The 22536-nt window shown below is 70.3% G+C and carries 20 protein-coding genes; 9 read left to right on the top strand and 11 right to left on the bottom strand.

Going from position 1 to position 22536, the window contains the following annotated elements:
• Positions 1-6: 6 nt before the first annotated feature.
• From ACS5PV_RS17545 to ACS5PV_RS17500, 10 genes are all read right to left on the bottom strand, one after another.
• Complete coding sequence (locus ACS5PV_RS17545) at positions 7-741, bottom strand: ABC transporter ATP-binding protein (RefSeq protein ID WP_455396625.1); 735 nt, start codon at positions 739-741, stop codon at positions 7-9.
• Positions 742-743: 2 nt separating this feature from the next.
• Complete coding sequence (locus tag ACS5PV_RS17540; RefSeq protein WP_455396624.1) at positions 744-1514, bottom strand: ABC transporter ATP-binding protein; 771 nt, start codon at positions 1512-1514, stop codon at positions 744-746.
• A complete protein-coding gene (locus tag ACS5PV_RS17535) occupies positions 1511-2563 on the bottom strand; it encodes a branched-chain amino acid ABC transporter permease (protein WP_455396623.1) in 1053 nt (350 codons plus the stop codon). The genes ACS5PV_RS17540 and ACS5PV_RS17535 overlap by 4 nt, the downstream gene beginning before the upstream one ends.
• Complete coding sequence (locus ACS5PV_RS17530; protein ID WP_455396622.1) at positions 2563-3423, bottom strand: branched-chain amino acid ABC transporter permease; 861 nt, start codon at positions 3421-3423, stop codon at positions 2563-2565. Before ACS5PV_RS17530 ends, ACS5PV_RS17535 begins: the two co-directional genes overlap by 1 nt.
• A 25-nt stretch (positions 3424-3448) precedes the next feature.
• Positions 3449-4618 carry an ABC transporter substrate-binding protein gene (locus ACS5PV_RS17525; RefSeq protein ID WP_455396621.1) on the bottom strand — a complete coding sequence of 390 codons (1170 nt, stop codon included), beginning with the start codon at positions 4616-4618 and terminating at the stop codon, positions 3449-3451.
• Between the two features lie 196 nt (positions 4619-4814).
• The gene (locus ACS5PV_RS17520; RefSeq protein ID WP_455396620.1) at positions 4815-6398 is read right to left on the bottom strand and encodes a tripartite tricarboxylate transporter permease; all 1584 of its coding nucleotides are present in this window, start codon (positions 6396-6398) and stop codon (positions 4815-4817) included.
• 4 nt (positions 6399-6402) lie between these two features.
• Entirely contained in the window at positions 6403-6855 is a 453-nt protein-coding gene (locus ACS5PV_RS17515) for a tripartite tricarboxylate transporter TctB family protein (protein ID WP_455396619.1), read from the bottom strand.
• Between the two features lie 55 nt (positions 6856-6910).
• Positions 6911-7270, bottom strand: coding sequence for an AtuA-related protein (locus ACS5PV_RS17510; RefSeq protein ID WP_455396618.1), 360 nt, complete (start codon positions 7268-7270; stop codon positions 6911-6913).
• A gap of 6 nt (positions 7271-7276) precedes the next feature.
• Positions 7277-8632, bottom strand: a complete 1356-nt coding sequence (locus ACS5PV_RS17505; protein ID WP_455396617.1) for an acyclic terpene utilization AtuA family protein — start codon at positions 8630-8632, stop codon at positions 7277-7279.
• An 89-nt stretch (positions 8633-8721) separates the two neighbouring features.
• Entirely contained in the window at positions 8722-9684 is a 963-nt protein-coding gene (locus tag ACS5PV_RS17500; RefSeq protein ID WP_455396616.1) for a tripartite tricarboxylate transporter substrate binding protein, read from the bottom strand.
• Positions 9685-9953: 269 nt separating this feature from the next.
• Between ACS5PV_RS17500 and ACS5PV_RS17495 the strand changes: the two genes are divergently transcribed.
• From ACS5PV_RS17495 to ACS5PV_RS17455, 9 genes are all read left to right on the top strand, one after another.
• Entirely contained in the window at positions 9954-11084 is a 1131-nt protein-coding gene (locus ACS5PV_RS17495; RefSeq protein WP_455396615.1) for a thiolase family protein, read from the top strand.
• Positions 11081-11461 (top strand): Zn-ribbon domain-containing OB-fold protein, encoded by a 381-nt coding sequence (locus ACS5PV_RS17490; protein ID WP_455396614.1) that lies wholly within the window; start codon positions 11081-11083, stop codon positions 11459-11461. Before ACS5PV_RS17495 ends, ACS5PV_RS17490 begins: the two co-directional genes overlap by 4 nt.
• On the top strand, positions 11461-13560 hold the full coding sequence (locus ACS5PV_RS17485; RefSeq protein WP_455396613.1) for an acetate--CoA ligase family protein: 2100 nt from the start codon (positions 11461-11463) through the stop codon (positions 13558-13560). Before ACS5PV_RS17490 ends, ACS5PV_RS17485 begins: the two co-directional genes overlap by 1 nt.
• Positions 13557-14528, top strand: coding sequence for a tripartite tricarboxylate transporter substrate binding protein (locus ACS5PV_RS17480; protein ID WP_455396612.1), 972 nt, complete (start codon positions 13557-13559; stop codon positions 14526-14528). The genes ACS5PV_RS17485 and ACS5PV_RS17480 overlap by 4 nt, the downstream gene beginning before the upstream one ends.
• 339 nt (positions 14529-14867) lie before the next feature.
• Entirely contained in the window at positions 14868-15338 is a 471-nt protein-coding gene (locus ACS5PV_RS17475) for a hypothetical protein (protein ID WP_455396611.1), read from the top strand.
• Positions 15335-16165, top strand: coding sequence for an FAS1-like dehydratase domain-containing protein (locus ACS5PV_RS17470; RefSeq protein WP_455396610.1), 831 nt, complete (start codon positions 15335-15337; stop codon positions 16163-16165). Before ACS5PV_RS17475 ends, ACS5PV_RS17470 begins: the two co-directional genes overlap by 4 nt.
• Positions 16162-17385: a CaiB/BaiF CoA transferase family protein gene (locus ACS5PV_RS17465; RefSeq protein ID WP_455396609.1), complete on the top strand. Its 1224-nt coding sequence runs from the start codon at positions 16162-16164 to the stop codon at positions 17383-17385. The genes ACS5PV_RS17470 and ACS5PV_RS17465 overlap by 4 nt, the downstream gene beginning before the upstream one ends.
• A gap of 62 nt (positions 17386-17447) precedes the next feature.
• The gene (locus tag ACS5PV_RS17460; protein WP_455396608.1) at positions 17448-18683 is read left to right on the top strand and encodes an ABC transporter substrate-binding protein; all 1236 of its coding nucleotides are present in this window, start codon (positions 17448-17450) and stop codon (positions 18681-18683) included.
• 59 nt (positions 18684-18742) lie between these two features.
• The gene (locus ACS5PV_RS17455) at positions 18743-19735 is read left to right on the top strand and encodes an alcohol dehydrogenase catalytic domain-containing protein (protein ID WP_455396607.1); all 993 of its coding nucleotides are present in this window, start codon (positions 18743-18745) and stop codon (positions 19733-19735) included.
• A 656-nt stretch (positions 19736-20391) separates the two neighbouring features.
• On the opposite strand, the gene ACS5PV_RS17450 is transcribed toward ACS5PV_RS17455, so the two are convergent.
• Positions 20392-22473, bottom strand: coding sequence for a methyl-accepting chemotaxis protein (locus ACS5PV_RS17450; RefSeq protein ID WP_455396606.1), 2082 nt, complete (start codon positions 22471-22473; stop codon positions 20392-20394).
• Positions 22474-22536: the final 63 nt, after the last annotated feature.

Raw genomic sequence — 22536 nt, 5'->3', positions numbered from 1 at the left:
GACCGCTCACGCCGCTTCCGCCCCACCGAGATAGATCCGACGCAGCAGGGCGCTGTCCTGCAGGTCGCCGGCATTCCCCTCCCCGGCAACCGCTCCGGCATCGAGGAGGTAACCATGGCTGGCGTGGCGCAGGGCCTTCTCGACGAGCTGCTCCACGAGGAGGATTGCCGTCCCGGCGCGGGCGAGACGGGCCGCCACCTCAAGGATGCGGTTGACCACGATCGGGGCGAGCCCCCCGGAGGGCTCGTCGAGGATCAGGAGGCGCGGACCGGCGACCAGGCCTTGCGCGACCGCCAGGATCTGCTGCTGGCCGCCGCTCAGGCGCGAGGCCTGCTGGTGGCGGCGCTCTGCCAGTTCGGGAAAGTCGGCATAGATGCGTTCCAGGATCTGCCGCGAGGCGCCGTCCCGTCCCGCATAGGTCCCGACGCGCAAATTGTCCTCGACGCTGAGCGTCGTGAAGACCCGGTGTCCTTCGAGCACCTGGACCAGGCCGGCACGCACGATGTCGCCCGGGCTCGCCCGGGTGATGTCGGCACCCGCGAACCGCACGCGGCCGCGCTGCTTGGGGATCAGCCCGGAGATGGCATGCAGGATCGTGCTCTTGCCCGCGCCGTTGCGCCCGAGCACGACCACGAACTCGCCCTCGTGCACGGTGAGGCTCACCCCGTGCACGACATGCGCCTTGCCGTAGGCGACGTGGAGATCCTCGACCTCCAGGAGGACCGCACCGGCACGGGACATCGTCAGGCTCCCAAGTAGACGCGCACCACCTCGACGTCGCGGCGGACCTCGTCGGGCCGACCGTGCTTGATCAGCCGGCCGCGGTCCAGGGCGGTGACGTGGTCGCAGACGCGGAACACGAAGTCGGTGTGATGCTCGACGAGGAGGATGCCGACGCCGCTCTCCCGGATCGCCCCCAGGATGGCGGCGAGATGTCCGATCTCAGCACCCGTCAGGCCCCCGGCTGGCTCGTCGAGGAGGAGGAAGCGCGGGCGCAACGCCAGCACCCGGGCGATCTCCAGGAAGCGCTGCTCGGCATGCTCCAGCCCGCCTGCCCGCCGATCGATCGCGTAGCCGAGCCCGAGCCCGTGGACAAGGTCCGCGGCGTGGGCGCGGATCGCGCGCTCCTCGCGGCGAGCAGCCGGCCAGGCGAGGGCCGCCGACAGGAAGCCCGATCGCACCTCGCGCCAGGCGCCGAGCATCGCGTTGTCGAGCACGCTGAGGGAGGGAAGCAGCCGCGGCTTCTGGAAGGTGCGGGCGATGCCGAGCCGCGGCCGGCTCTGGACGGAGCGACGGGCGAGCGAGGTACCGTCGAGTTGCACGTCCCCGTCGTCCGGGCGGTAGTAGCCGCACAGGAGGTTGAGGAGCGTGGTCTTGCCCGAGCCGTTGGGGCCGATCAGCCCGTGGATCTCCCCTGTGCGCAGGTCGAGGGTGACGGTATCGAGGGCGGTGACGCCGCCGAAGCGCTTGGTGATCGCCCGCGCGCTGAGGGCGTCCGAGGCTGGCGCTCTCACGGCAGGGCCTCTCTGGCGAGGGATGCCGGCGCGGGTGCACCTGGCTCGAGCGGTGCCGCATCCAGGGCGCGGCGCAGGCGGGTGAGGTCCGGCCGGACCTCGTGACTGCCGTGGGGCGTGGGCCGCAGGCGGACGGCGAGCGTGGCGACGAGGCGGCCGATGCCGTCAGGCACCAGCAGCACCACGACCAGGAGGGCGAGGCCGTAGAAGAAGTTGCCGAGCCGGGCGAGCGGCGCCACCATCTCGGGCAGGTCGGTTAGCATGGCGGTGCCGATCAGTGGTCCCAGGATGCTGCCGCGCCCACCGATGATGATGCAGACGAAGAAGAACAGGCCGATGTCGAACACGAACGTGTCCGGCGTGATGTAGGTCTGGAGCGCGGCAAACAGCGCGCCTGCGACCCCGGCGGTCACCCCGGAGAACACGAACACCGTGAGCTTGGCCCGGAACAGGTTGACGCCGACCGAGGCCGCCGCGACCTCGCTGTCGCGCACCGCGATCAGCGCGCGCCCCCACATCGACCGCGCGAGGTTCCAAGTCATGGCGGTGACAGCGGCCCCGAGCGTGAGGATCAGGCCGTACTGGCCCCGGGGCGTGTCGAAGGGCGCCGGGAAGCCAGGCACCGACAGGCCGGTGCCGCCGCCCGTGAGGCTGCTCCAGGCCAGGGACAGTTCGCCGACGATCAGCGCGAAGGCCATCGTCACCATGGCGAAGTAGAAGCCGGGCAGCCGCAGGGACGGCAGGCCGAGGAGGAGGCCGCCGAGGCCCCCGAGCCCTCCGCAGAGCGGCAGCGCCAGGAACGGGTCGAGGCCGAGGGTGCCGGCGAGGATCGCGAAGCCGTAAGCGCCGACTGCGAGAAGCCCGACATGCCCGATCGAGAGCTGGCCGGCGAAGCCGACCACGAGGTTGAGGCCCGCGACCAGCACCCAGTAGGCGCCGATCAGGGAGGCGAGGTGGACCTGATAGAGGTCGCCCGACCAAGCCGGCAGGGAGGCGACGGCGAGGATGGCGAGGATCGTCAGGCAGGCGCGGAGGGCAGGGTGAGACATCAGACCGGCCTCACCCGCTTGTTGCCGAGAAGCCCCTCGGGCCGCAGCAGCAGGACCAGCATCAGCAGCCCGACCGCGATGGTCTGCTGGTACTCGCCGCCAAACCAGTAGGTTGCGAAGGCTGAGAGCAGCCCGAGCCCGGCCCCGCCGATCAGCGCCCCGAGGTTGCTGCCGAGCCCCCCCACCGCGAGCGCGATGAACCCGTTGAGGGTCAGCGAGAGGCCGAGCGCGAAATACGCGAAGGTGAGCTGGCCGGCCGCGAAGCCGGCGAGCCCGCCGAGCGCACCGGCGAGCAGGTAGGAGGTCAGGCGCACCCGATCGGTCGGGATGCCGCGGGCACGGGCCGCGAACGCGTCCTCGGAGGTGGCCTGGAACAGCTTGCCCCAGAGGGTCATGTGGGTGAAGGCCTCGAGCCCCACCGTCATGGCGAGTACTGCGACTACCGGCAGCCAGTATTTCTGGTCGAGGAGGCCGGCGGAGAAGTCCTGCGGGATCACCCGCGGGAAGGGCCGCGGCTCGGTGCCCCACCACAGCCCGACCAACTGCTGCAGCATGGTGGCGAGCGCCAGGGTGGAGAGGAGCCAGAGATGCTCGTCGGAGCGGGCGAGAACCCGGCGCACGCCGACGATCTCGGTGACGGCGCCGGCCGCCGCCCCGGCCAGCACGGCGCCCGTGAGGCCGAGCACCCCGGGCAGCCCGAGGCCCGCGATGAGCCAGGCGCCGACCACCCCGCCCAACATGCAGAGGTGACCGGTCGTGACGCTCAGCACGCGCGAGGTCGAGTACATCACGTTGTAGGCGAGCGCCGTCGCCGCGTAGACGGCGCCGATGGCGAGGCCCGAGACGATCACGGCCAGCATGAGGTTGCTCCTTCGCGTCGCGCGATCACCGAGGGGCCGCCTCGTAGCAGCCGTCCCGGAACGAGGCCGCGATGTCGGCCACGATGTTCTTGTCCGGGAAACCGTTGTGGTCCTGCGGGCTCCAGCTGTAGCTGGCATAGACGCCGGGAAGGTCCCGGGTCGATTCGAGCACCGCCTTGATCTTCTGCGGATCGGTCGATCCGGCCTGCTTCACGGCGTGCTCGATGATCTTCACGGTGTCGTAGCCGAGGGCAACCCACCAGAAGGTGAAGTCGATGGTGCCGCCGAGCGCCGGCTTGATCTTGTCGATCAGGGCCTGGGTGCGTGGGGGCAGCTTGCCGTCGACGTAGGTCGTGCTCTGGTAGCCGGCCGCGAAGGCGTTCTGCCAGTAATCCGGCTTGTTGAGCAGGGCCTTGATCGGGAGCGCCATGATCGCGGGGTGGCCCACCACCGGCACGTCCCAGCCCATATCGCCGCGGGTGTTGAGGATCCGGGCCATCAGGCCGGTGGCGGCGGACCAGGGCATCACCACGTCGGCGCCCGCAGCTCGCGCCTTGGTCATCTCGTCGGTGAGGTCGGTCTTGTTGGGATCGATCAGAACCGAGTAGATCGGCTTGACCCCGGCCTGCTCCAGGAGCGCGGCCGCCGTCCTGGCGCTCGACGTGCCGTAGCCCGAGGTATCGCCGATCACCGCCACCTTCCGGCGCTTGAGCACGTCGAGGGCGTAGGCGTTGCCGCCCCCGATCCACTGCCGGTTGGTGTTGATGGCCCGGAAGGCCAGCGGGTACTTCTTCGGATCGGTGAGCTCGTCGATCGTCCCGATGACGATGTTGGGGATGCCGGCTCGGGCGACGATCGGCACGGTGGCGAGGGATTCGCCGGAATTCACCGGCCCGATAATGAACTGCACCTTGTCGCTGAACAGGAGCTGCTGGGCGAGGTTCACCGCCTTGGTGGGTTCGCCCGCGGTGTCGCGGGTGAGGAGTTCGAGGGGGCGGCCGTCGATGCCGCCGGCCGCGTTGATCTCCTTGATGGCGAATTGCACGCCCTGGTTCTCGGCGATGGCCGCCGAGGAGAGCGGCCCGGTGAGCGAGGAGAGCCATCCGATGCGGATCGGCTCCGCGGCCCGGCCGGGTCCGGACGAGAGCACGCCGAGGCAAGCGGCAAGCCCGCAGATCCACGCTGATGATCGCATTCCACACCTCCCCTGCTGGATCGGACCGGCTCATCGTCTTGGTCTTGGCGACCCAACCTTCCGCTTCAGGGGATGGTGGGTGCGTCTGGTCTCCTCTCGCCGGATGCCGGGAGAGGGCTGAGGGATCCTCAAGCGCGGTCCGCAAGCGGATTCGACGGGCGGAAGCGACGCCGCGGGGACGGGTGCTCCACGTTCCTCACACCTTGAGCGACCCGGTCACCGCGGGCGCCTCGGTCGGCGCCATCCGGCGGCCCCGCTCGTCTCCGGCCAGCACGGCATCTACCCGTGAGCGGCGCCGGCCGCGCCAGGCCAGGAACACTTGCGTGCCCACGAGCAGCACCGCCAGCGCCACGAAGGTCGCGCTGATCGGGCTGCCGACGAAAGTCCACGGATCGCCCCGCGAGAGCAGCAGGGCGCGACGGAAGTTCTCCTCCAGCCGCGGGCCGAGCACGAAGCCGAGCAGGACCGGGGCCGGGTGGAAGCCGAGCCTCATCAGCCCGTAGCCGATGATCCCGATCATCAGCGTCTGCAGCACACCGAACATCTCGTTGTTCGTGCTGTAGACGCCGACGCAGATGAAGAACAGGGCGCACGGATACAGGAAACGGAACGGGATCTGCAGCAACCGCACCCAGATCCCGATCAGCGGCACGTTCAGGAGGACGAGCAGGATGTTGCCGATCCAGAAGCTCGCGATGAGGCCCCAGAACACGTCCGGGTGCTCGGTCATGAGCTGCGGCCCCGGCGTGATGCCCTGGATGATCAGCGCGCCGAGGATCAGCGCCATCACGGCGTCGCCCGGGATGCCGAGGCTCATGGTTGGCACGAAGTCGCCCTGGACGGAGGAATGCGTCGAGGCCTCCGGGCTCGCCACGCCACCGATCGCGCCGCGGCCGAACCGCTCGGGATGGCGGCTCACCCGCTTCTCGGCCGCGTAGGCGATGAAGGATGCGATGGTCGGACCCGTCCCGGGGATCAGCGAGCACAGGCTGCCGACCAGGGTGCCGCGCAGGATCGGCAGGGCGGCCTCGCGCAGGTCGGCCCGGCTCGGGCGCATGTCGCGCATCCGCACCGTCACGCCCGACAGGTCGCCGACGGTGAGCCTGTTGATGCTCTTCAGGAACTCGGCGATGCCGAAGAACCCGAGTGCCACCGCCACGAGGTCGATGCCGTTGTAGAGCGACATTACCCCGAAGGTGAACCGACTCGTGCCGGTGTCGAGGTCGCTGCCGACGCAGCCGAGGATCAGCCCAACGAGCGTCATCGCCACGCCCTTCAGGGCCGAGCCCCGCGCCAGCGTCGCCCCGGCGAGAAGCCCGAGCAGCATCAGGGTGCTGATCTCGGCCGGGCCGAACTGGAAGGCGATGCGCACGAGGAGTGGTGCGAACAGGATCATCTGCACGATGCCGCAGGCGGCGCCGAAGAACGAGGCCAGCATCGTGATGCCCAGCGCCACGCCGCCGCGGCCCTGGCGCGTCATCGGGTAGCCGTCGAGGCAGGTCACCGCGTGAGAGGGGTGGCAAGGCAGGTTGAGCAGGATCGAACAGATCGCCCCGCCGTACTGCGCCCCGTAATAGATCCCCGCCAGCATCAGGATCGCGGCGACCGGCGGCATCCCGAAGGTGAGCGGCAGCAGGATCGAGATCGTCGCCATGATGCCCATCCCGGGCAGCACGCCGATGAGGTTGCCGATCAGCACGCCGACTAGGCTGAACAGGAAGTTGTGCGGCTGCAGCGCGATCGAGAAGCCGTGGATCAGGTTGGCGACGGTGCTGTCCATGACCCTATCCCCGCCAGAACGGCATCTGGAACTTCAGCGCCAGGGTGAAGACCAGCCCCGCCACCACCGTCATCGCGAGCGCTAGCACCAGCGCGGCGCGCGGGCTGCCTCTGCGGTCGCCGAGCGCCGAGACAAAGACGCAGGCGAAGGTCGCGGGCCCGAGGCCGAGATGCTCGCCGAGCACCATGAACAGCACGATCCCGAGCACGATGCAGAACCAGCCGCGCCAGTCCGGCCGGCCCCCCTCGTCCTCGTGCTCCGCCGCCTCCGGCGTCGCGGCGATCATGAGTCCGATCACGCCGAGCGCGCCGCCGACCAGCATCGGAAAGAGGCCGGGGCCGACCCGCGCCAAGGTGCCGAGGCCGAGGGCGCGGGCCTCCAGCACCGCCGCGAGGCCGAAGAGGAGCATCAGGCCGCCCGCGGCGTAACGGCGGGCGATGGACGCGGAGGCGTGCATGCTCAGTCCCGCCGGTTCAGGTGGTGGAGCACGGTGAGCGGCAGGATCGCGGCCATCACGCTACCTCCGGATGGTAGTTGCGCAGGAGGTTGGCGGCGCTCTCCGGCACCTCCATCTCGAAGCCAAGGATCGCCGCGGAGAGAGCCTTCCCGTAATTGTCGAGGCAGAGCGAGCGGGACACGCCGCCGCCGAGCGCCCCCTCGGCGACGAAGTTGAGCACGCCGAGCCGGTCGACCGCGTAGCGGGTGACCTTGCCCGTCACCATGCCGGCGTAGAACGCCTTGAAGCGCTCGGCCGTCAGCTGCTCCTTAAGGTAGGGGTAGAGGTCCGGCTCGTAGGCGATGACCGTGATGTTCGAGGTGTTGCCCTTGTCGCCGGAGCGGACGTGGGCCACGTGCTGCAGGGGCAGGCGCATGGGCTCTCAGCTCTCGAAGAAGGTGGTGACGGGGGAAAGCGCCTCGCGGGGAACGAGCGACGACCAGACGCCGATCACCTCGCGGGTGCGGTCCTGGTGCGGCACGCGCTTCCCGGTCATGCCGACGCCCGACACCGCCATGCCGTCGACCTCGCGGCCGACCTTGAGCGCCTCTTCGCGGGTCCGGGTGCGGGCGGCGACCCGCACGGCGATCTCGTAGGGCTCTGGGCCGGTGCGGGCCGCGCTGCCGCCGTGGATGGCGTTGAGACCGACGAAGTCGATGCGGATCTCCTCGGCCTGAAGGCCGACTATCCGGAATCGTTCCTCAAGGATGCGCTTGGCGAGCTCCGCCCGGCGCAAGGCTCCCGGCCCGGCGTAGAAGAACATGTCCTCGCCGACGAAGCCCTCCTGGCAGGCGATCGACACCTTGAGGGTCGGGGTGCGCGGCTTGCCGGAGATGCGCGACACCCGCACGCGGTCGTGGCCGACCTCATCGAGCTCGGTCGTGGTGAAGTCGACCACCACGTCCGGCGTGATGTAGTTCGCCGGGTCGTGCACCTCGTAGAACAGCTGTTCCTTCAGGGTCCGGACCGTGACGGCGCCGCCGGTCCCGGTGACCTTGGTGATGATCGCCGAGCCGTCGCTCTCGACCTCGGCGATCGGGAAGGCGAGGTCCCAGGGGTCCGGCACGTCTTTGAAGCCGGGATCGCAGAAGTAGCCGCCGGTGGCCTGCGCACCGCATTCGAGCACGTGCCCGATCCCGTTGCCGGGCCCCAGGCGGTCGTGGTCGAGGGGATCCCAGCCGAATTCGTGCATCATCGGTGCCATAAAGATCGACGGATCGGCGACGCGTCCGGTGACGACGATCTGCGCGCCCTCCCGCAGGGCCGCCACGATCGGCTCGGCGCCCATATAGGCCTCGGCCGAGACGATTGAGCCGGCGAGCGACGCGCTCGGCCGCCCGTCCTCCATCAGCGTGTCGGTGAGGTCGAGGACGCGGTCGGTGATCAGGCTGCCCGAGATCGCCGCGACCTTCGTGCCCTTCGGCGCCCCGCATTCGCGCAGCCAATGGACGATCCGCTCGGCCGCCCCCTCCGGGTTGATCCAGCCCTGGTTGCTGATGATCCGGGTGCCCCGCCGCAGGCAGCCGGGCAGCACCCGCTGCATCCGGTCATCGAGGTAGGTGTCATAGCCGGGAAAGCCCGGATCGCGGCGCTTGCGCACCTGCGCGGCGGAGATCGTCGCCTCCGCCATGGTCTCGAAGCAGAGATAGTCGAGGTCGCCCTGCTCGGCGTTGAGGCGCGCCGGCTCCAGCCGGTCTCCCCACCAGGCCGAGCCCGACCCGATCCGCAAGCCCGCCATCCCGTTCCCCCTGTGATCGATGGCGACGCCGGAATTATTTCATTCAACGGCGGCGCGGGATTTTCTACTGGAGTGATGCGTCTGAATTTCTACTCGACCGCGACGCCGGTCTGGGCGACGATCTCCGGCCACCGGGCGACCTCGTTGCTTACCATCTGCCCGAACGCGTCGGGGGCGGTGCCGCCCGGCGTCGCGCCGAGTTCGAGGAGGCGGGCCGTGGTCTCCGGCTCGGCCAGTACGGCGGCGATGCGCGATTGCAGCAGGTCGACGATCGGGCGCGGGGTCCCGGCGGGCGCGAGCAGCCCGAACCAGGCCGCGACCTCGTAGCCGGGCACCCCGGCCTCCGCCATGGTCGGCACGTCCGGAAGCCCGGGGAAGCGGGCGGCCGTCGTCACAGCGAGCGCCCGCAGCGTTCCGGCCCGCACGTGCCCGATCGCCGAGGGCAGGTTGTCGAACCCGAGCTTGACGTGGCCGGCGATGAGGTCGTTGAGCATCGGACCGCCGCCCCGATAGGGGACGTGGGTGAGCGGGATCCTGGCCATCAACTTGAGGAGCTCGCCGGACATGTGCGGCGAGCCGCCCGTCGAGGTCGAGCCGAAGGCCAGGCCCCCGGGCGTGGCACGGGCCAGCCGGATCAGCCCTGCGAGGTCGGCGACCCCGAGCAATGGGTTGGCCAGGAGCACGTTCGGCGTGGAGGCGACCACGGTGATCGGCGCGAAGTCGCGCACCGGGTCGTATGGCAGGCTGCGGAACACCGCGGCATTGATGCCATGGGTGTTGATGGTCGCCATCACCAGGGTGTAGCCGTCCGGCGCGCTGCCCGCGACGGCCTTCGTGCCGATGTTGCCCGAGGCGCCCGGCCGGTTGTCTACGATGGCGTGCTGGCCGAAGCGCTTGTCGAGCCGGTCGGCGACCAGGCGCGCCAGGATGTCGGTCGTCCCGCCGGGCGGGAACGGGACCACGATCCGGATGATCCGGTCCGGATAGGCGGCCCGCGCCGTCCCGAAGACGGTTAGCGACGCGAGCATGCCCAAGCACAGCCGACGGTCCACGGTGGCTCTCCGTGCGTTTCGCGAGTACGCCGCCCTTCGGGATGAGTTCCGTCATGCGAAACTCTTGCGGTCGCACTCGCCCTCCCTCACCCGCAGCAATCGATGTCGTTCCAGCGGACGTAACAGTGTTGACAGGGTCTAATCGGAAAGGCAACCATCTTCCGAACAGAGATCGCGCTGGAATTTCCGCGCGGCCCGCCCGGAGGATACCCGATGCTTCGTTCCGCACCATGGACCTACGGGCTCCGGCCTGTGCCGGTAACGGCCTGGTGAGCACCGTCGCGGGCGTCGGGCTGACGCCGTTCGGGCGCCGCGAGGGGCAATCCACGCTCGACCTGATGAGCATCGCGGCTGCCGATGCGCTGACGGATGCGGGGCTTGAGCGGGGCGACATCGACGGGCTGATCACCGGCTACTCGACCACCCACCCGCACCTGATGCTCTCGACCGTCTTTGCCGAGCATTTCGGGCTGCGCCCGACTTACGCGCACGCGGTGCAGCTCGGCGGCGCCACCGGCTTCGCGCTGGTGATGCTCGCCCACCTCCTGGTCGAGGCCGGGGCGGCGCGGCGGATCCTGGTGGTGGCGGGGGAGAACCGCCTCACAGGCCAGTCCCGCGACGCCGCGATCCAGACCCTCGCGCAGGTCGGGCATCCCGTCTTCGAGGTGCCGCTCGGCCCGACGATCCCCGCCTATTACGGCCTCGTCGCCGCCCGCTACGCGCACGAACACGGCGAGCAGGACCTCGCGGCGCTCGCGGTCTTGATGCGCGCCAACGCCGCCCGCACGCCGGGCGCCCACCTGCGCGATCCGATCACCGCGGAGGAGGTCCGGGCCTCGAAGCCCATCGCCTCGCCCCTGCGTCTTCTCGATTGCTGCCCGGTTTCGGATGGCGGTGCGGCCTTCGTGATCGCCCGGGATGAGGTGGGGCGGCGCGGGCCCCGCATCCGCGGGGCGGCCCAGGCCCATACCCATCAGCACGTCAGCGCCGCCGCCTCCCTCACCGCCTTCGGGGCGGGCGATTGCGCGGCCCGCGCGCTCGCCGCGGCGGGCGTCGGACTCCCCGACATCGGCTACGCGGCGATCTACGACAGCTTCACCATCACCCTGGCGATCCTTTTGGAGGAGATCGGCCTCGCGCCGCGGGGCGGGGCGGGGCGGCTCGCCGCCGAGGGGCATTTCGATCCCGTCGGCGTCATGCCGCTCAACACCCATGGCGGTCTCCTGAGCTACGGCCATTGCGGGGTCGGGGGCGCCATGGCGCACCTCGCCGAGACGGTGCGGCAGATGCGCGGCGAGGCGGGAGCCCGCCAGGTCCGGCCGCCGGCCCTGGCGCTGCTGCACGGCGACGGTGGCGTCCTGTCCTCTCACGTCACCCTCGTGCTGGAGAATGCCCGATGAGACCGAACCCTTCGGGTCGCGAGCCTGCGGACTGGACGCGGGGCGGCGAGGGCCTCGCATTCGCGCGCTGCCGCGCCTGCGGCGACGTCCAGTATTTCCGCCGTCCGTTCTGCCCTGCCTGCGGCGCCCGAGACCTGGCGGTGGCGCAGGCCTCCGGCCGCGGCCGGGTCTACGCGCTGACCACCGTGGCGCGGGCGCCGTCGCCGGAACTCGCAGCCCACGCGCCCTACGTCGTCGCGCTGATCGACGCCGAGGAGGGCTTCCGCTTCATGGCCCACGCGGCCGAGGGGCTGGCGATCGGCGCGCCCGTGCGCACCGCCTTCCGTACCTTCGGGGCCGGGAGCGTTCCCTATTGCCTGCCGCAGGAGCTCGAGTGATGGCGAATCTCGCAGCGGCCCTCGACCCGCGCAGCATCGCGGTGATCGGGGCCTCGGAGAACCCGGACAAGATCGGCGGGCGGCCGCTCCTCTACCTCTCGCAGTTCGGCTTTCGCGGCGAGGTCATCCCGGTCAACCCGCGGCGGGACGAGGTCCAGGGCCTGCGCGCGGTGCCGCGCCTCTCCGACCTCGCCCGGGCGCCGGACGTCGCCATCGTGGCGGTCCCGGGCGAGGCGGCGGTCGCAGCCCTCGACGAATGCGGCGCCATGGGCGTCACGGTCGCCATCATGATGGCCTCCGGCTTCGGTGAGACGGACTCCCCGCACGGCAAGGCGGCCGAGCGCGCCATGGTGGAGCGCGCCCGGGCCCGCGGCATGCGGGTGATCGGCCCCAACTCCCAGGGACTGGCGAATTTCGGCACGGGGGCGGTAGCGAGCTTCTCCAGCATGTTCCTGGAGGTTCCGCCGCTGGACGGCCCGGTCGGCATCGTCAGCCAGAGCGGGGCGATGAGCGTCGTGCCCTACGGGCTGCTGCGCGGGCGCGGCATCGGGGTGCGCCACACCCACGCCACCGGCAACGACGCCGATGTCACCGTCTGCGAACTCGCCGCCGCGGTGGCCGAGGATCGGGCGCTGAAGCTCCTCCTCCTCTACCTGGAGAGCATCCCGGACCCGCACCACCTCGCGCAGGCGGCGGAGGTCGCCCGCTCGCACGGATTGCCGATCGTCGCGCTGAAATCCGGCCGCACCGCAGCTGGGCAGGCCGCCGCGCAGTCCCACACTGGTGCACTCGCCAACGAGGACCGGGTGGTGGACGCCTTCTTGGAGCAGCACGGGATCTGGCGCGCGCGAGACACCGCCGACCTCGTCGAGGCGGCGGAGCTCTATCTCAAGGGCTGGCGGCCGGAGGGCCGCCGCATGGTGGCGATCAGCAATTCGGGCGCGACCTGCGTGATGGCGGCGGATGCCGCCTCGGCCGCCGGCCTCACCCTGGCGCCCCTGAGGGAGGACACGCAAGGAGAGCTCCGCAAGATCCTGCCGAGCTTCGCCTCGGTGCGGAACCCCGTCGACATCACGGCGGCGCTCATGACGAACAGCGCCCTGTTCAGCCAGATCCTGCCGGTGATCGCCCGCGACCCTTCGGCGGATGCCTTCCTTATCGGCGTGCCAGTGGCGGGCCGGGCCTACGACGTCGACACCTTCGGCCGCGACACCGCCGCCTTCGCGGCCGCGACCGGCAAGCCGGTGGTAATCGTCGCGCCGCAGGACCTCGTCGCCAAGCCCTTCCGCGAGCGCGGCCTGCCGGTCTTTTCCGGCGAGGGCGCAGCGGTGCGGGCGCTGCACCAGTTCATCGTCCATCACGAGCGGATGCAGGCGGCGGCCGGTCGCCCGATCGTCGCGGCGGTCGCGCCCATGTCCCCGTGTGCGCCCCGCCTCCTCGACGAGGCGCGGAGCCTGGCGCGCCTCGCACGGGCGGGGATTCCGGTCGTGCCGCACCGGCTTTGCCGCACGCCCGAGGAGGCGGTCGCGGCGGCGGCCGCCCTCGGCGGGCTCGTCGCCGTGAAAGGCTGCTCGCCGGACGTGGCGCACAAGAGCGAGCTCGGCCTCGTCCATCTCGGGCTCAGCGACGCCGCCTCCGTCGCGGCGGCCTTCGAGGCCTGCCGGGCAGGCCTCGAGCGGCACGGGAGTGCCTTCGCTGGCGTCATTGTCGCCGCCATGATGCGCGGGCGGCGCGAATTGATGCTGGGCGCCCACCGCGACGCCTTCTTCGGACCGGTCGTGGTGGTGGGCGACGGCGGCAAGTACGTCGAGGCGATGCCCGACGTCGCCCTCCTGCTGCCGCCCTTCGACGAGAACGACGTGCGCCGGGCGATCGGTCGCCTGCGCATTGCCCCGGTCGTCGCCGGCACGCGGGGCGAGCCACCGCTCGCCCTCGACCGCTACCTCACCGCCGCGGTCGCGGTCGGCCGGCTGATGACGGGCGACCGCCGCATCCTGAGTCTCGACGTGAACCCCATCGTGGTCGGCAGCGACCCGGACGACTGCGCGGCGCTCGACGCGGTCGTGTTCGAGAGCGACGAGGAGGACCACACGCCATGATCCGACGCCGAGACCTTGCCGCTTGCCTCGCCGGCGCCCTCGCACTGGCGCCGAGGGCTGCCCGTGGCGCCGCCTGGCCGGCGCGGCCAATCGGCGTCGTCGTACCCTATCCGCCCGGCGGCTCGACCGACATCACGGCCCGAATCGTCGGCGAACGGCTGTCCGTGGCCCTCGGCCAGCCTTTGGTGATCGACAACCGGCCGGGGGCAGGCGGCAACCTCGGCATGGATGTCGTCGCTCGCGCTGTGCCTGACGGCTACACGCTCGGCGTCGCCACGACGGCGCACGCCATCAACATGACGTTGTTCCGCAAGCTCAACTACGACACGCTCAAGAGCTTCGCCCCCGTTGCGCTCCTCACGGAGAACCCGCTCGTTCTGGTGGTGCCGGAGGCGGCGCCATGGCGCGACGTGCGCGCCCTCATCGCGGCGGCCAAGGAGAAGCCCGGCACCCTCAACTATGCCTCGTCGGGCGTCGGCCAGTCGACCCACCTTGCGGCCGAGCTCTTCGCCTCGATGGCGGGGATCAAGCTCACCCACATCCCCTATCGTGGCAGCGCGCCCGCGATCACCGACGTGATCGCAGGACGGGTCGATCTGATGTTCGACACCACCCAGTCCGTACTCTCGCACGTGGAGGGCGGACGGGTACGGGCGCTCGGCATCACCTCGGCGGAGCGGCTGCCGCGGGCCAAGGATATCCCGACCATCCGGGAAGCGGCCCTGCCCGACTACGTCGCCATTGCGTGGAACGGGCTGGTGGCGCCCAAGGGAACCCCCTCCGACATCGTCCAGCGCCTCAATGCCGAGACCGTCCGGGCATTGCAGGAGCCGGGGATCATCGCGAAGTTCGACGCACTCGGGGCGACCTCCCGCCCGCTCTCGACCGAGGCGTTCGGCACCTTCATGGCAAACGAGATCGCCAAGTGGGGCTCCGTCGTGAAGGAATCCGGAGCGACGCTCGACTGAAAGCAACACTTTCCTGCAAAGCCGGAGTTTTGCCAAGGCGAGTCGCACAGCGTCGAGAGCATTGACCATCCCTCGGCATCTCAGACACCTCTGATTGGCTCGCTGCGGATGGTGGAGGTGTTTGATAATGAAGGTCCGACGCTGATTCATGGGGCGCAACGCTAACGCTCTGCCTGACGCCACGAGCCATTCGACCGCCTCCGGAAGGCCGCCACACGAGCAGTCGCCGGACGAGCGGCGAATGCGCTTCCATTTCGCCCAGTGAACGATATTCTCAACTGTGAACGCCGACGAGCATACGGGACGATCCTGGGTGAGGGACGGCGGAAAGCGGGCGACATGAACCGAGCGGAGGAGCGGCCCTGGGCGATGGAGGTCGGTGGTGGGGGCGTCACGCAACCCGTGGCGATCGCGCGGGCGCTCGCGGCCGCCCTGAGGGCTGAAGGCGTCGAGGCGATCTTTCGCGCTGCGCCGGCTAGAGCGCTTAACGATTGCGTTGCAATCGCGAAGCTCTCTAGGTCTTTGATTGTGCCGCATTTTCTGCGGCGAACCGGTATCCACTTCGTCGGAAAATGCTCTAGTCCCTCTTCCGTCATCGACGACGTGCGCACACGCGTCGGCGAGTGCTTCGGCACGGTCGCGCGCGATACTGGGTTCCATCGGTCCGGGCTCCTCGACGTGGCGCAGCCTGCCCCCAACCGGTTGGACGGCGCGGTACTCAAGCCGGGGGTGCTGCGGATCGCGACGCTGTTTGAGGCAAGAATGGGCGTTAGTCGCGCCGTCCCGGACCGCCCCAGGAGTGCCCGATGAGCCAAACGGTCGATGCGGGTATGGAAACGTGGACGGACGATATCGCCACGCCGGGCCTCTCGCGCCGGATCGCGGCCCTGCTCGACCGCGACGGGAGTGAGGTCGCGCGGCGTACCGTCCTTCCCCGTGGCTGGCACGTCGGCCTTTTTCCCACCGGCCTGGCGCAATCGGCATTGCGGCCGGACGGCTATGCAGGGCCGGGGGTGGCGCTCCCGGATCTCGGCCTGCCCAGGGTCATGCTCGGTGGACGACGGGCGGCCTATGCGGGCGACATTTCCCTCGGGGCGACGGTCAGGCGACGCACCAAAATCGAGAGCATCGCGGAGAAGACCGGCCGTAACGGCCGGATCGCCGTCGTGGCGGTTCTCAACGTGCTCAGCGTCGCCGCGCGCGAGGTCGTCGCGGAGCACGAGGATTACGTTCTGCGCGAGGCGGCCCCGCCTGGCACAGACCCTGCCGCCCCGCCGCAGGACAGTCCTCCGCGGCCGTTCGACGTCGCGCGCACCATCACGCCCGACGAGACGCTGCTGTTCCGCTTCTGCGCCCTCACCTTCAACGCTCACCGCATCCATTACGACGCGCCCTACGCCATGGGTCGCGAAGGCTACCCGGCCCTCGTGGTCAACGGCGCCCTCACGGCGCTGCTCGTGCTGGAACTCGTCCGGGCGACCGCCGGACGGGAGCCCGCCGCCTTCGGCTACCGTACGCTCAGGCCACTCTATTGCGGGCGTCCGATGCACCTGAAGGCGCAGCGTGAGGCGGGCGAATGGCGGGCCTGGGCCGAGAACGAGGCCGGGGCGGTCGCGCTCGAGGCGACCTTCCGATGAGCGAGCCCTCCCCCGCCACCCGGCCGCTCGCCGGCATCCGGGTGATCGACCTCACGAGCGTCGTGGTCGGCCCGGCCTGCACGCTGCGGCTCGCCGATTTCGGTGCCGAGGTGATCAAGATCGAGCCTCCCGGCGGCGACATGCTCCGCTGCCTGGGCGGCCCCTCGCCCGGGGGGCGCCACGCCGGCTCGTACCTCCACCTGAACCGCGGCAAGCGCGCGCTTGGCCTCGACCTCAAAATGCCGGCCGCCCGCGCAGTGCTGGAGCGCCTGATCGCGACAAGCGACATCCTCGTCGCCAACATGCGCCCGGAGGCGTTGGCCCGGCTCGGCCTCGACGCGGAAGGCCTACGTGGTAGGTTCCCGCGGCTCGTTCACTGCACGATCACCGGCTTCGGCCCCGGCGGGCCCTATCGCGGTCGCCCGGCCTATGACAGCGTGGTGCAGGGCGTGTCGGGCATTGCCGGCCTCTCCGAGCGGCGCGACGGCCGCCCGCTCTACGCGCCGCTGCTCCTAGCCGACCACGTCACCGGCGAGATCGCCGCCTCGGCGATCCTCGCCGCCCTCTTCGCCCGTGAGCGGACGGGCGCGGGTGCGACGCTCGAAGTGCCGATGCACGAGACCATGGCGGCCTTCGTGCTTCACGAACATCTCGGCCCGCGGACCTTCGACCCGCCGCTCGGCCGGGCCGGCGATGCCCGCGTGCTCAATCCGGAGAACCGGCCCCTCGCCACGGCCGACGGCTGGATCAGTCTGACGGCCAATTCCGACGCGCAGGTCCACGCCTTCCTGCGAGCGGTCGGGCGGGCCGAACTGATCGACGATCCGCGGCTCGCCACCGTCACCGACCGGTTCCACAACGTCGACCTGTGGTTCCGCATCCGATCCGAGGCTCTGGCGGCGCGCACGACCGCCGAGTGGCTCGCGGTCTTCGCTCAGGCCGACGTGCCGGCCATGCCCTGCCACACGCTCGAGACGCTGGAGCGTGATCCCCACCTCGCCGCGGTTGGGCTGATCGGCACGGATGCGCACCCGACCGAGGGCACGGTGCGCACCATCCGGCCGACGATCCTGCACGACGGAGCGCCGGCCTCCGCCGGCCGGCCGGCGCCGCCGGCGGGCTACGACACCCGTGTCGTGCTTCACGCCCTCGGCCTGAGCGAAGCGGAGACCGACGCGCTGCTCGCCACCGGGGCCGCGTTCGAGACCGGAACCGGCTGAACACGCCACGGCCCGACGGCGAAAACGCCGCGGGCTTCGAGAGACAGGGAGGAGACGCCACGATGACAGGGTTACGATGGAGGGGCCTTTCGATAGGGCTCGCGGCTTCATGCCTCGCAGCCGGCCTCGCTCTCCCGGCACGGGCCGCCGACCAGGGCCCGGTCAGGATCGGGGTCCTCGTCGATCTGGAGGGCACCTACGCCGATATCGGGGGCCTGGGCGCCGTCGAGGCGGTGAGAATGGCGGTCGAGGATGTCGGTGGCAGCGTGCTCGGCCGGCCGATCGAGGTGGTCTCGGCCGGCGGGCAGAACAAGGCGGACGTCGCTGCCAACATCGCCCGGCAATGGTACGACTCAGGCGTCGACGTCATCACCGACCTGCCCTCCTCCGCGATGGCGCTCGCTGTGATGAACCTCGCCAACGAAAAGAAGAAGATCGCCCTCGTCACAAGCGCCGGCTCTTCCGACATCACCGGCAAGTTCTGTTCGCCCTATACGGCGCATTGGACCTGGGACACCTATGCCATGGCCAGGGGCACCGGCTCGAGCGTGGTGCGCCAAGGCGGTACCGACTGGTACTTCCTCACCGCCGACTACGTGTTCGGCCAAGCGCTGGAGCGCGATACCGCCGCAGTGGTGAAGGCGAGCGGCGGGCGCGTCCTCGGCGCGGTACGCGCGCCCCTCAACACGCAGGACTTCTCCTCCTTCCTGCTACAGGCGCAGGCCTCGAAGGCGAAGATCCTGGGTCTCGCCAATGGCGGCACCGACACGACGAATGCGATCAAGCAGGCGCGGGAATTTGGCCTCACCGACTCGATGCAGCTCGTCGCGCTTATTGCCTTCCTGAGCGACGTCCACTCCCTCGGCCTCAAGGTGGCGCAGGGCCTGCTGCTGACGGAAGCCTTCTACTGGGATCAGGACGAGGCGACGCGGGCGTGGTCGCGCCGGTTCTTCGCCCGGATGAAGCGCATGCCGAGCATGACCCAGGCCGGCGCCTATAGCGGCGCCTTGCACTACCTGAAGGCCGTGAAAGCGGTCGGCAGCAAGGACCCGGATGCCGTAATGGCGCAGATGCGTCGCACGCCGATCGAGGACTTCATGACCCATGGCGGCACGTTGCGCGCCGATGGTCGGGTGATCCGCGACATGTACCTCTTCCAGGCCAAGACCCCGGCGGAATCGACGGGCGAGTGGGACCTCTACAAGCTCGTACGCCGCATCCCCGGCGACGAGGCCTTCCGCCCGCTCGCCGAGGGCGGCTGCCCGCTGGTGCGCACAGCAAAGGAGACGCAACCGTGAAGCGCTTTGCCGTCACCGAATTCGGGCGCCCGCTCTGCATCCTGGTCGAGGACGATCCCGTGCCGTGCGGCAGCGAGGTGGTGATCGACGTAGAGCGCTGCGGCGTCTGCCACACCGATCTGCATCTGCGCGAAGGCCATTACGACCTTGGCGGCGGGCGGCGCCTTAGCCTCGCCGAGCGCGGGGTAAAGCCGCCCGTGACCCTCGGCCACGAGATTCTCGGCCGCATCGCCGCGGCGGGACCCGAGGCGGGCGACGTCGGGATCGGCCGGCGCGTCCTCGTCTTCCCATGGATCGGCTGCGGCCACTGCCACCGCTGCCTCTCAGGCGAGGAGAATCTGTGCGCCGCCGGGCGCTGCCTCGGCGTGCACCGGCCGGGCGGCTTCGCCGAGAAGGTCGTCGTACCGCATCCCCGTTACCTGATCGACGTCGAGGACCTTGAGCCGTCCTCCGCCGCGACACTGGCCTGTTCGGGGCTGACCGCCTTCTCCGCCCTGCGCAAGGTCGGTGTCGATCCCGGCCGGGACTGGTTGCTGCTGATTGGTGCGGGCGGCCTCGGGCAGAGCGCCCTGCGCCTCGCGCGGGCTCTCGGCCATACCCGCATCGCTGTCGCCGACACGGCGCCCGACAAGCGTGCACGGGCCTTGTCGCTCGGCGCCGACCTGGTCCTCGACCCTGTCGATCCAGGCGCACGTACGACCCTCCTCGGCCTCGAGAACGGGCTTGCGGCAGCGATCGATTTTGTCGGCAATGCCGAGACGGCGCGCTTCGCCCTCGATACCTTGCGGCGCGGCGGACGCTCGATCACGGTCGGCATGTTCGGCGGCGAGATCTCGCTGTCGCTGCCGCTCCTGCCTTTGCGCGCCCTGACGCTGACGGGCTCCTATGTCGGTAATCTCGGCGAGTTGCGCGACCTCGTCGACCTCGTGCGAAGGTACGGCCTGACCCTCGTCGAAACCGAGACGATCCCCCTCTATCAGGCAGAGGACGCGATGCGACGTCTTGAAGCCGGATCGGCCGTCGGACGACTCGTCTTGTCAAATCAGAGCTAGTTGGATCGTCCATTGTAACGGTGGCGAGCATTCGCTTCTCACAAATGCAAAACGCTCGCATATAGGAGGACAACATAGAGAGTGCACCTGCAATGCTAGTCGATCAGGCTCTCAGACGTGGTACCGGCAGGCCCTCGCGCCATCGTCAGCCACTCCTTTTCCCGGACGACTGAATCGAAGTGGGAGGACATCCGGGAAAGGGGCGGTGGCTTGCGATGAAATGGTAAGCCTGTCGGCATCAGGGCCTACAGCGTCGTGTACCGCGGTGGATGACAATCGCCGGCTCATCCCGTCCGTGCGTCAGGACTGCCGGCTGATCCGGCCGATGCCGAGAATGTCGACGTGACGGTCGATGCGCTCGGCTGCGGCCCGCGCGCACGCCTGATCCGCCGGACCAGGACCGGGCTCGGCCTGTCGCGATCCGAGTTCGCCGCCCGATTCCGGGTCCCGGTTGGAACGCTGCGCGACCGCGCCGGATTTCGCCGTCGCTTATGGGCGGGTCGTCAAGCGGCATCGGACATGGTGGCGGAAGCCGTCGCGCAGCTCACGAACGGCACTCGCCGGGATCGCGAACCGGCCCGTCGCAGATCGTCGAAGGGGGCCGGGGAGGCCGGCCCTGCGCACGTCTTTCGCCCTTCTCGGGCGGGCGGAACCGCTCAGGCGCGGATCGATCGCACGAACCCTTCGACCGAATCGCTCAGCTGCGCCGACTGCCCGTTCAGCGCCACTGCGTTCTTCAGCACGGTCTCGGCCGCGCGCCCCGTGGCGCTCGAGGCCACGATCACCGACGCGATCTCGCCGCTCGCGCGCTGCATGCCGTGCGAGGCCGCCGAGATGTTGTGGGCGATCTCCTGCGTCGCCGTCGACTGCTCGTCGATTGCCACGGCGATCGCCTCGGCCATATCGTTGGCGCGCTGGATCGCCTGGGTGATGCTGCCGATCGCCGCCACGGTCTCGGCCGTGGCGGCGTGGACCGACCCGATCTGCATGGCGATCTCGTCGGTCGCCCTGGCCGATTGGTTGGCCAGCGCCTTCACCTCCGCCGCCACGACGGCGAATCCCTTGCCGGCTTCGCCGGCGCGCGCCGCCTCGATCGTCGCGTTCAGCGCCAGCAGGTTGGTCTGGTCGGCGACCGCCCGGATGAGGCCGAGGACCTCGCTGATCCGGCTCGTCGCCTCGCCGAGCGCCGTGATCTTCACCCGCGTCGCGAGCGCTTCCCGGGTCGCCTCCGAGGCGGCCGCCGACGAGCCCCGGGCCTGGGTGCGGATCTGGCCGATCGACGCGGAGAGTTCCTCGGCCGCCGCCGCGACCGCCTCGATGTTCTGCGAGGCTGCTTGGGCGAGCCGCGCCGCCTCCGTCGAGCGCCGGTCCGCCTCGCTGGCCATGCCGGCGAGCGCCGCGGCCTGCTCCTCGAATGAGCCGGCCGCAACGGCCACGTGCCCGACGATGCCCCCCACCGAGCTCCCGAACTGGTCGGCCGTGCGCTCCATGCCCTGCGCCCGCTCCAGCTCGGCATTCTGGCGCAGCACCTCGCGCTCGGCCCGCAGCCGCTCGGCCTCGGTGCCGTGCAGCTTCAGAACATCGACGGACCGCGCGATTTCCCCGATCTCGTCCGCCCGGTCGGTGCCGGGAACCTCGACGTTCAGCCTCCCCTCGGCGAGCTGCGTGATGGTCCGGGCCAGCGCGCCGAGGGGAAGCACGACGCGGCGCGAGAAGAGGACCGTGACGCCCGCCGTGCTCGCCAGGACCAGGAGCAGGGTGCCGAGCGCCGCCGCCAGGCGCTCGAAGGCCGACGCGATGGTCGCGTCGGCCGTGGCCAGGGTCACCTGCAGGGCCGCGTCGCGGACCCCCAGGATCGTCTGGAGCGCCTTGGTCGTGTAGGGACGCCACTCCGTCAAGCTCATCGGCGGCGCCGTGCCGTCGCGGCCGGCGGCGTACATGGCCGCGAACACCCCGCCCGGATCGGCGGTGAAGTCGCGCTCCGTCGTCCGGAGGGCGTCGACCAGCGGGCCCTGCGACTGGACCTGGAGCACGCTGCTCTGGAGGCGGATCCAGGCCTGCTGGATGCGTCCGCTCATCTCGTGAAACTGAACGACCACCGCGGGCGTGAAGGGCTGCCTGGATCCCGCATACTGGCTGAGGAAGACCGACCGGCTCCCACCCACGTCGCGCAGGTCCATCGCCAGGCTCACCACGGGGACGGCCCGGGCGATCTCCGCGTTGCGCTGCGCGATGGCGAGCTCGAGCGTCCCGAGCATCCTGGCCCCCTGCGCGATGACCCCGATCGTCGCGGCCTGGTAGGTCTTCGCCGCCTGCGGATCGCGCGCGGCCAGCGGCTGGGCGATCTCCTTGTCGGCGGTGGCCCGTATCGCCCCCAGTTGATGAACCACCCGCTGCAGGTCGCCCTCCAGCTTCGCCCGGGCGCCGGCATCGAGGCGCGCGAGCGCCCTCGTCATCCGATCGGACGCGTTGACCGTCGCCTTCCGGTTGGCCGCGGCGGCGGCCTGGATCGGCGGATGCTCGGTCACGTCGGTGACCAGGAGCTGGTTGAAGGAACCACGCTCGAGGGCGAGACGCTCGTTGAAGCCCGAGACCTCGCCAAGAACCTCGACGAGCTGGCGCGCCTCGTTGGCCTGCGACCATCGCTGCCATTCCTGCCAGGCGATGAAGGAACTCGACGCCGCAGCCACGAGGCCGAGCGTGCCGACGCAGCACACGAAGAGGCTCCGAATGCGCATGTTTCCCCCCTGGCCCGCCTGTGCCTAGCGATTCTCCGATCACCGTAGAAGCCACGAGGATCT

This window comes from Methylobacterium sp. Gmos1 (assembly GCF_053764715.1).
The sequence above is the reverse complement of the archived record's forward strand: the minus strand, read 5'-3'. Positions and strand labels throughout refer to the sequence as shown.

What these genes read in the sequence shown, in the direction of transcription:
- ACS5PV_RS17465 (WP_455396609.1), top strand. Translation starts at nt 16,162, where the DNA reads ATGAGCGAGCCCTCCCCCGCCACCCGGCCGCTCGCCGGCATCCGGGTG.
- ACS5PV_RS17530 (WP_455396622.1), bottom strand. Translation starts at nt 3,423, where the DNA reads ATGCTGGCCGTGATCGTCTCGGGCCTCGCCATCGGCGCCGTCTACGCG.
- ACS5PV_RS17470 (WP_455396610.1), top strand. Translation starts at nt 15,335, where the DNA reads ATGAGCCAAACGGTCGATGCGGGTATGGAAACGTGGACGGACGATATC.
- ACS5PV_RS17505 (WP_455396617.1), bottom strand. Translation starts at nt 8,632, where the DNA reads ATGGCGGGCTTGCGGATCGGGTCGGGCTCGGCCTGGTGGGGAGACCGG.
- ACS5PV_RS17485 (WP_455396613.1), top strand. Translation starts at nt 11,461, where the DNA reads ATGGCGAATCTCGCAGCGGCCCTCGACCCGCGCAGCATCGCGGTGATC.
- ACS5PV_RS17515 (WP_455396619.1), bottom strand. Translation starts at nt 6,855, where the DNA reads ATGCACGCCTCCGCGTCCATCGCCCGCCGTTACGCCGCGGGCGGCCTG.
- ACS5PV_RS17490 (WP_455396614.1), top strand. Translation starts at nt 11,081, where the DNA reads ATGAGACCGAACCCTTCGGGTCGCGAGCCTGCGGACTGGACGCGGGGC.
- ACS5PV_RS17475 (WP_455396611.1), top strand. Translation starts at nt 14,868, where the DNA reads ATGAACCGAGCGGAGGAGCGGCCCTGGGCGATGGAGGTCGGTGGTGGG.
- ACS5PV_RS17525 (WP_455396621.1), bottom strand. Translation starts at nt 4,618, where the DNA reads ATGCGATCATCAGCGTGGATCTGCGGGCTTGCCGCTTGCCTCGGCGTG.
- ACS5PV_RS17510 (WP_455396618.1), bottom strand. Translation starts at nt 7,270, where the DNA reads ATGCGCCTGCCCCTGCAGCACGTGGCCCACGTCCGCTCCGGCGACAAG.
- ACS5PV_RS17460 (WP_455396608.1), top strand. Translation starts at nt 17,448, where the DNA reads ATGACAGGGTTACGATGGAGGGGCCTTTCGATAGGGCTCGCGGCTTCA.
- ACS5PV_RS17545 (WP_455396625.1), bottom strand. Translation starts at nt 741, where the DNA reads ATGTCCCGTGCCGGTGCGGTCCTCCTGGAGGTCGAGGATCTCCACGTC.
- ACS5PV_RS17480 (WP_455396612.1), top strand. Translation starts at nt 13,557, where the DNA reads ATGATCCGACGCCGAGACCTTGCCGCTTGCCTCGCCGGCGCCCTCGCA.
- ACS5PV_RS17535 (WP_455396623.1), bottom strand. Translation starts at nt 2,563, where the DNA reads ATGTCTCACCCTGCCCTCCGCGCCTGCCTGACGATCCTCGCCATCCTC.
- ACS5PV_RS17520 (WP_455396620.1), bottom strand. Translation starts at nt 6,398, where the DNA reads ATGGACAGCACCGTCGCCAACCTGATCCACGGCTTCTCGATCGCGCTG.
- ACS5PV_RS17450 (WP_455396606.1), bottom strand. Translation starts at nt 22,473, where the DNA reads ATGCGCATTCGGAGCCTCTTCGTGTGCTGCGTCGGCACGCTCGGCCTC.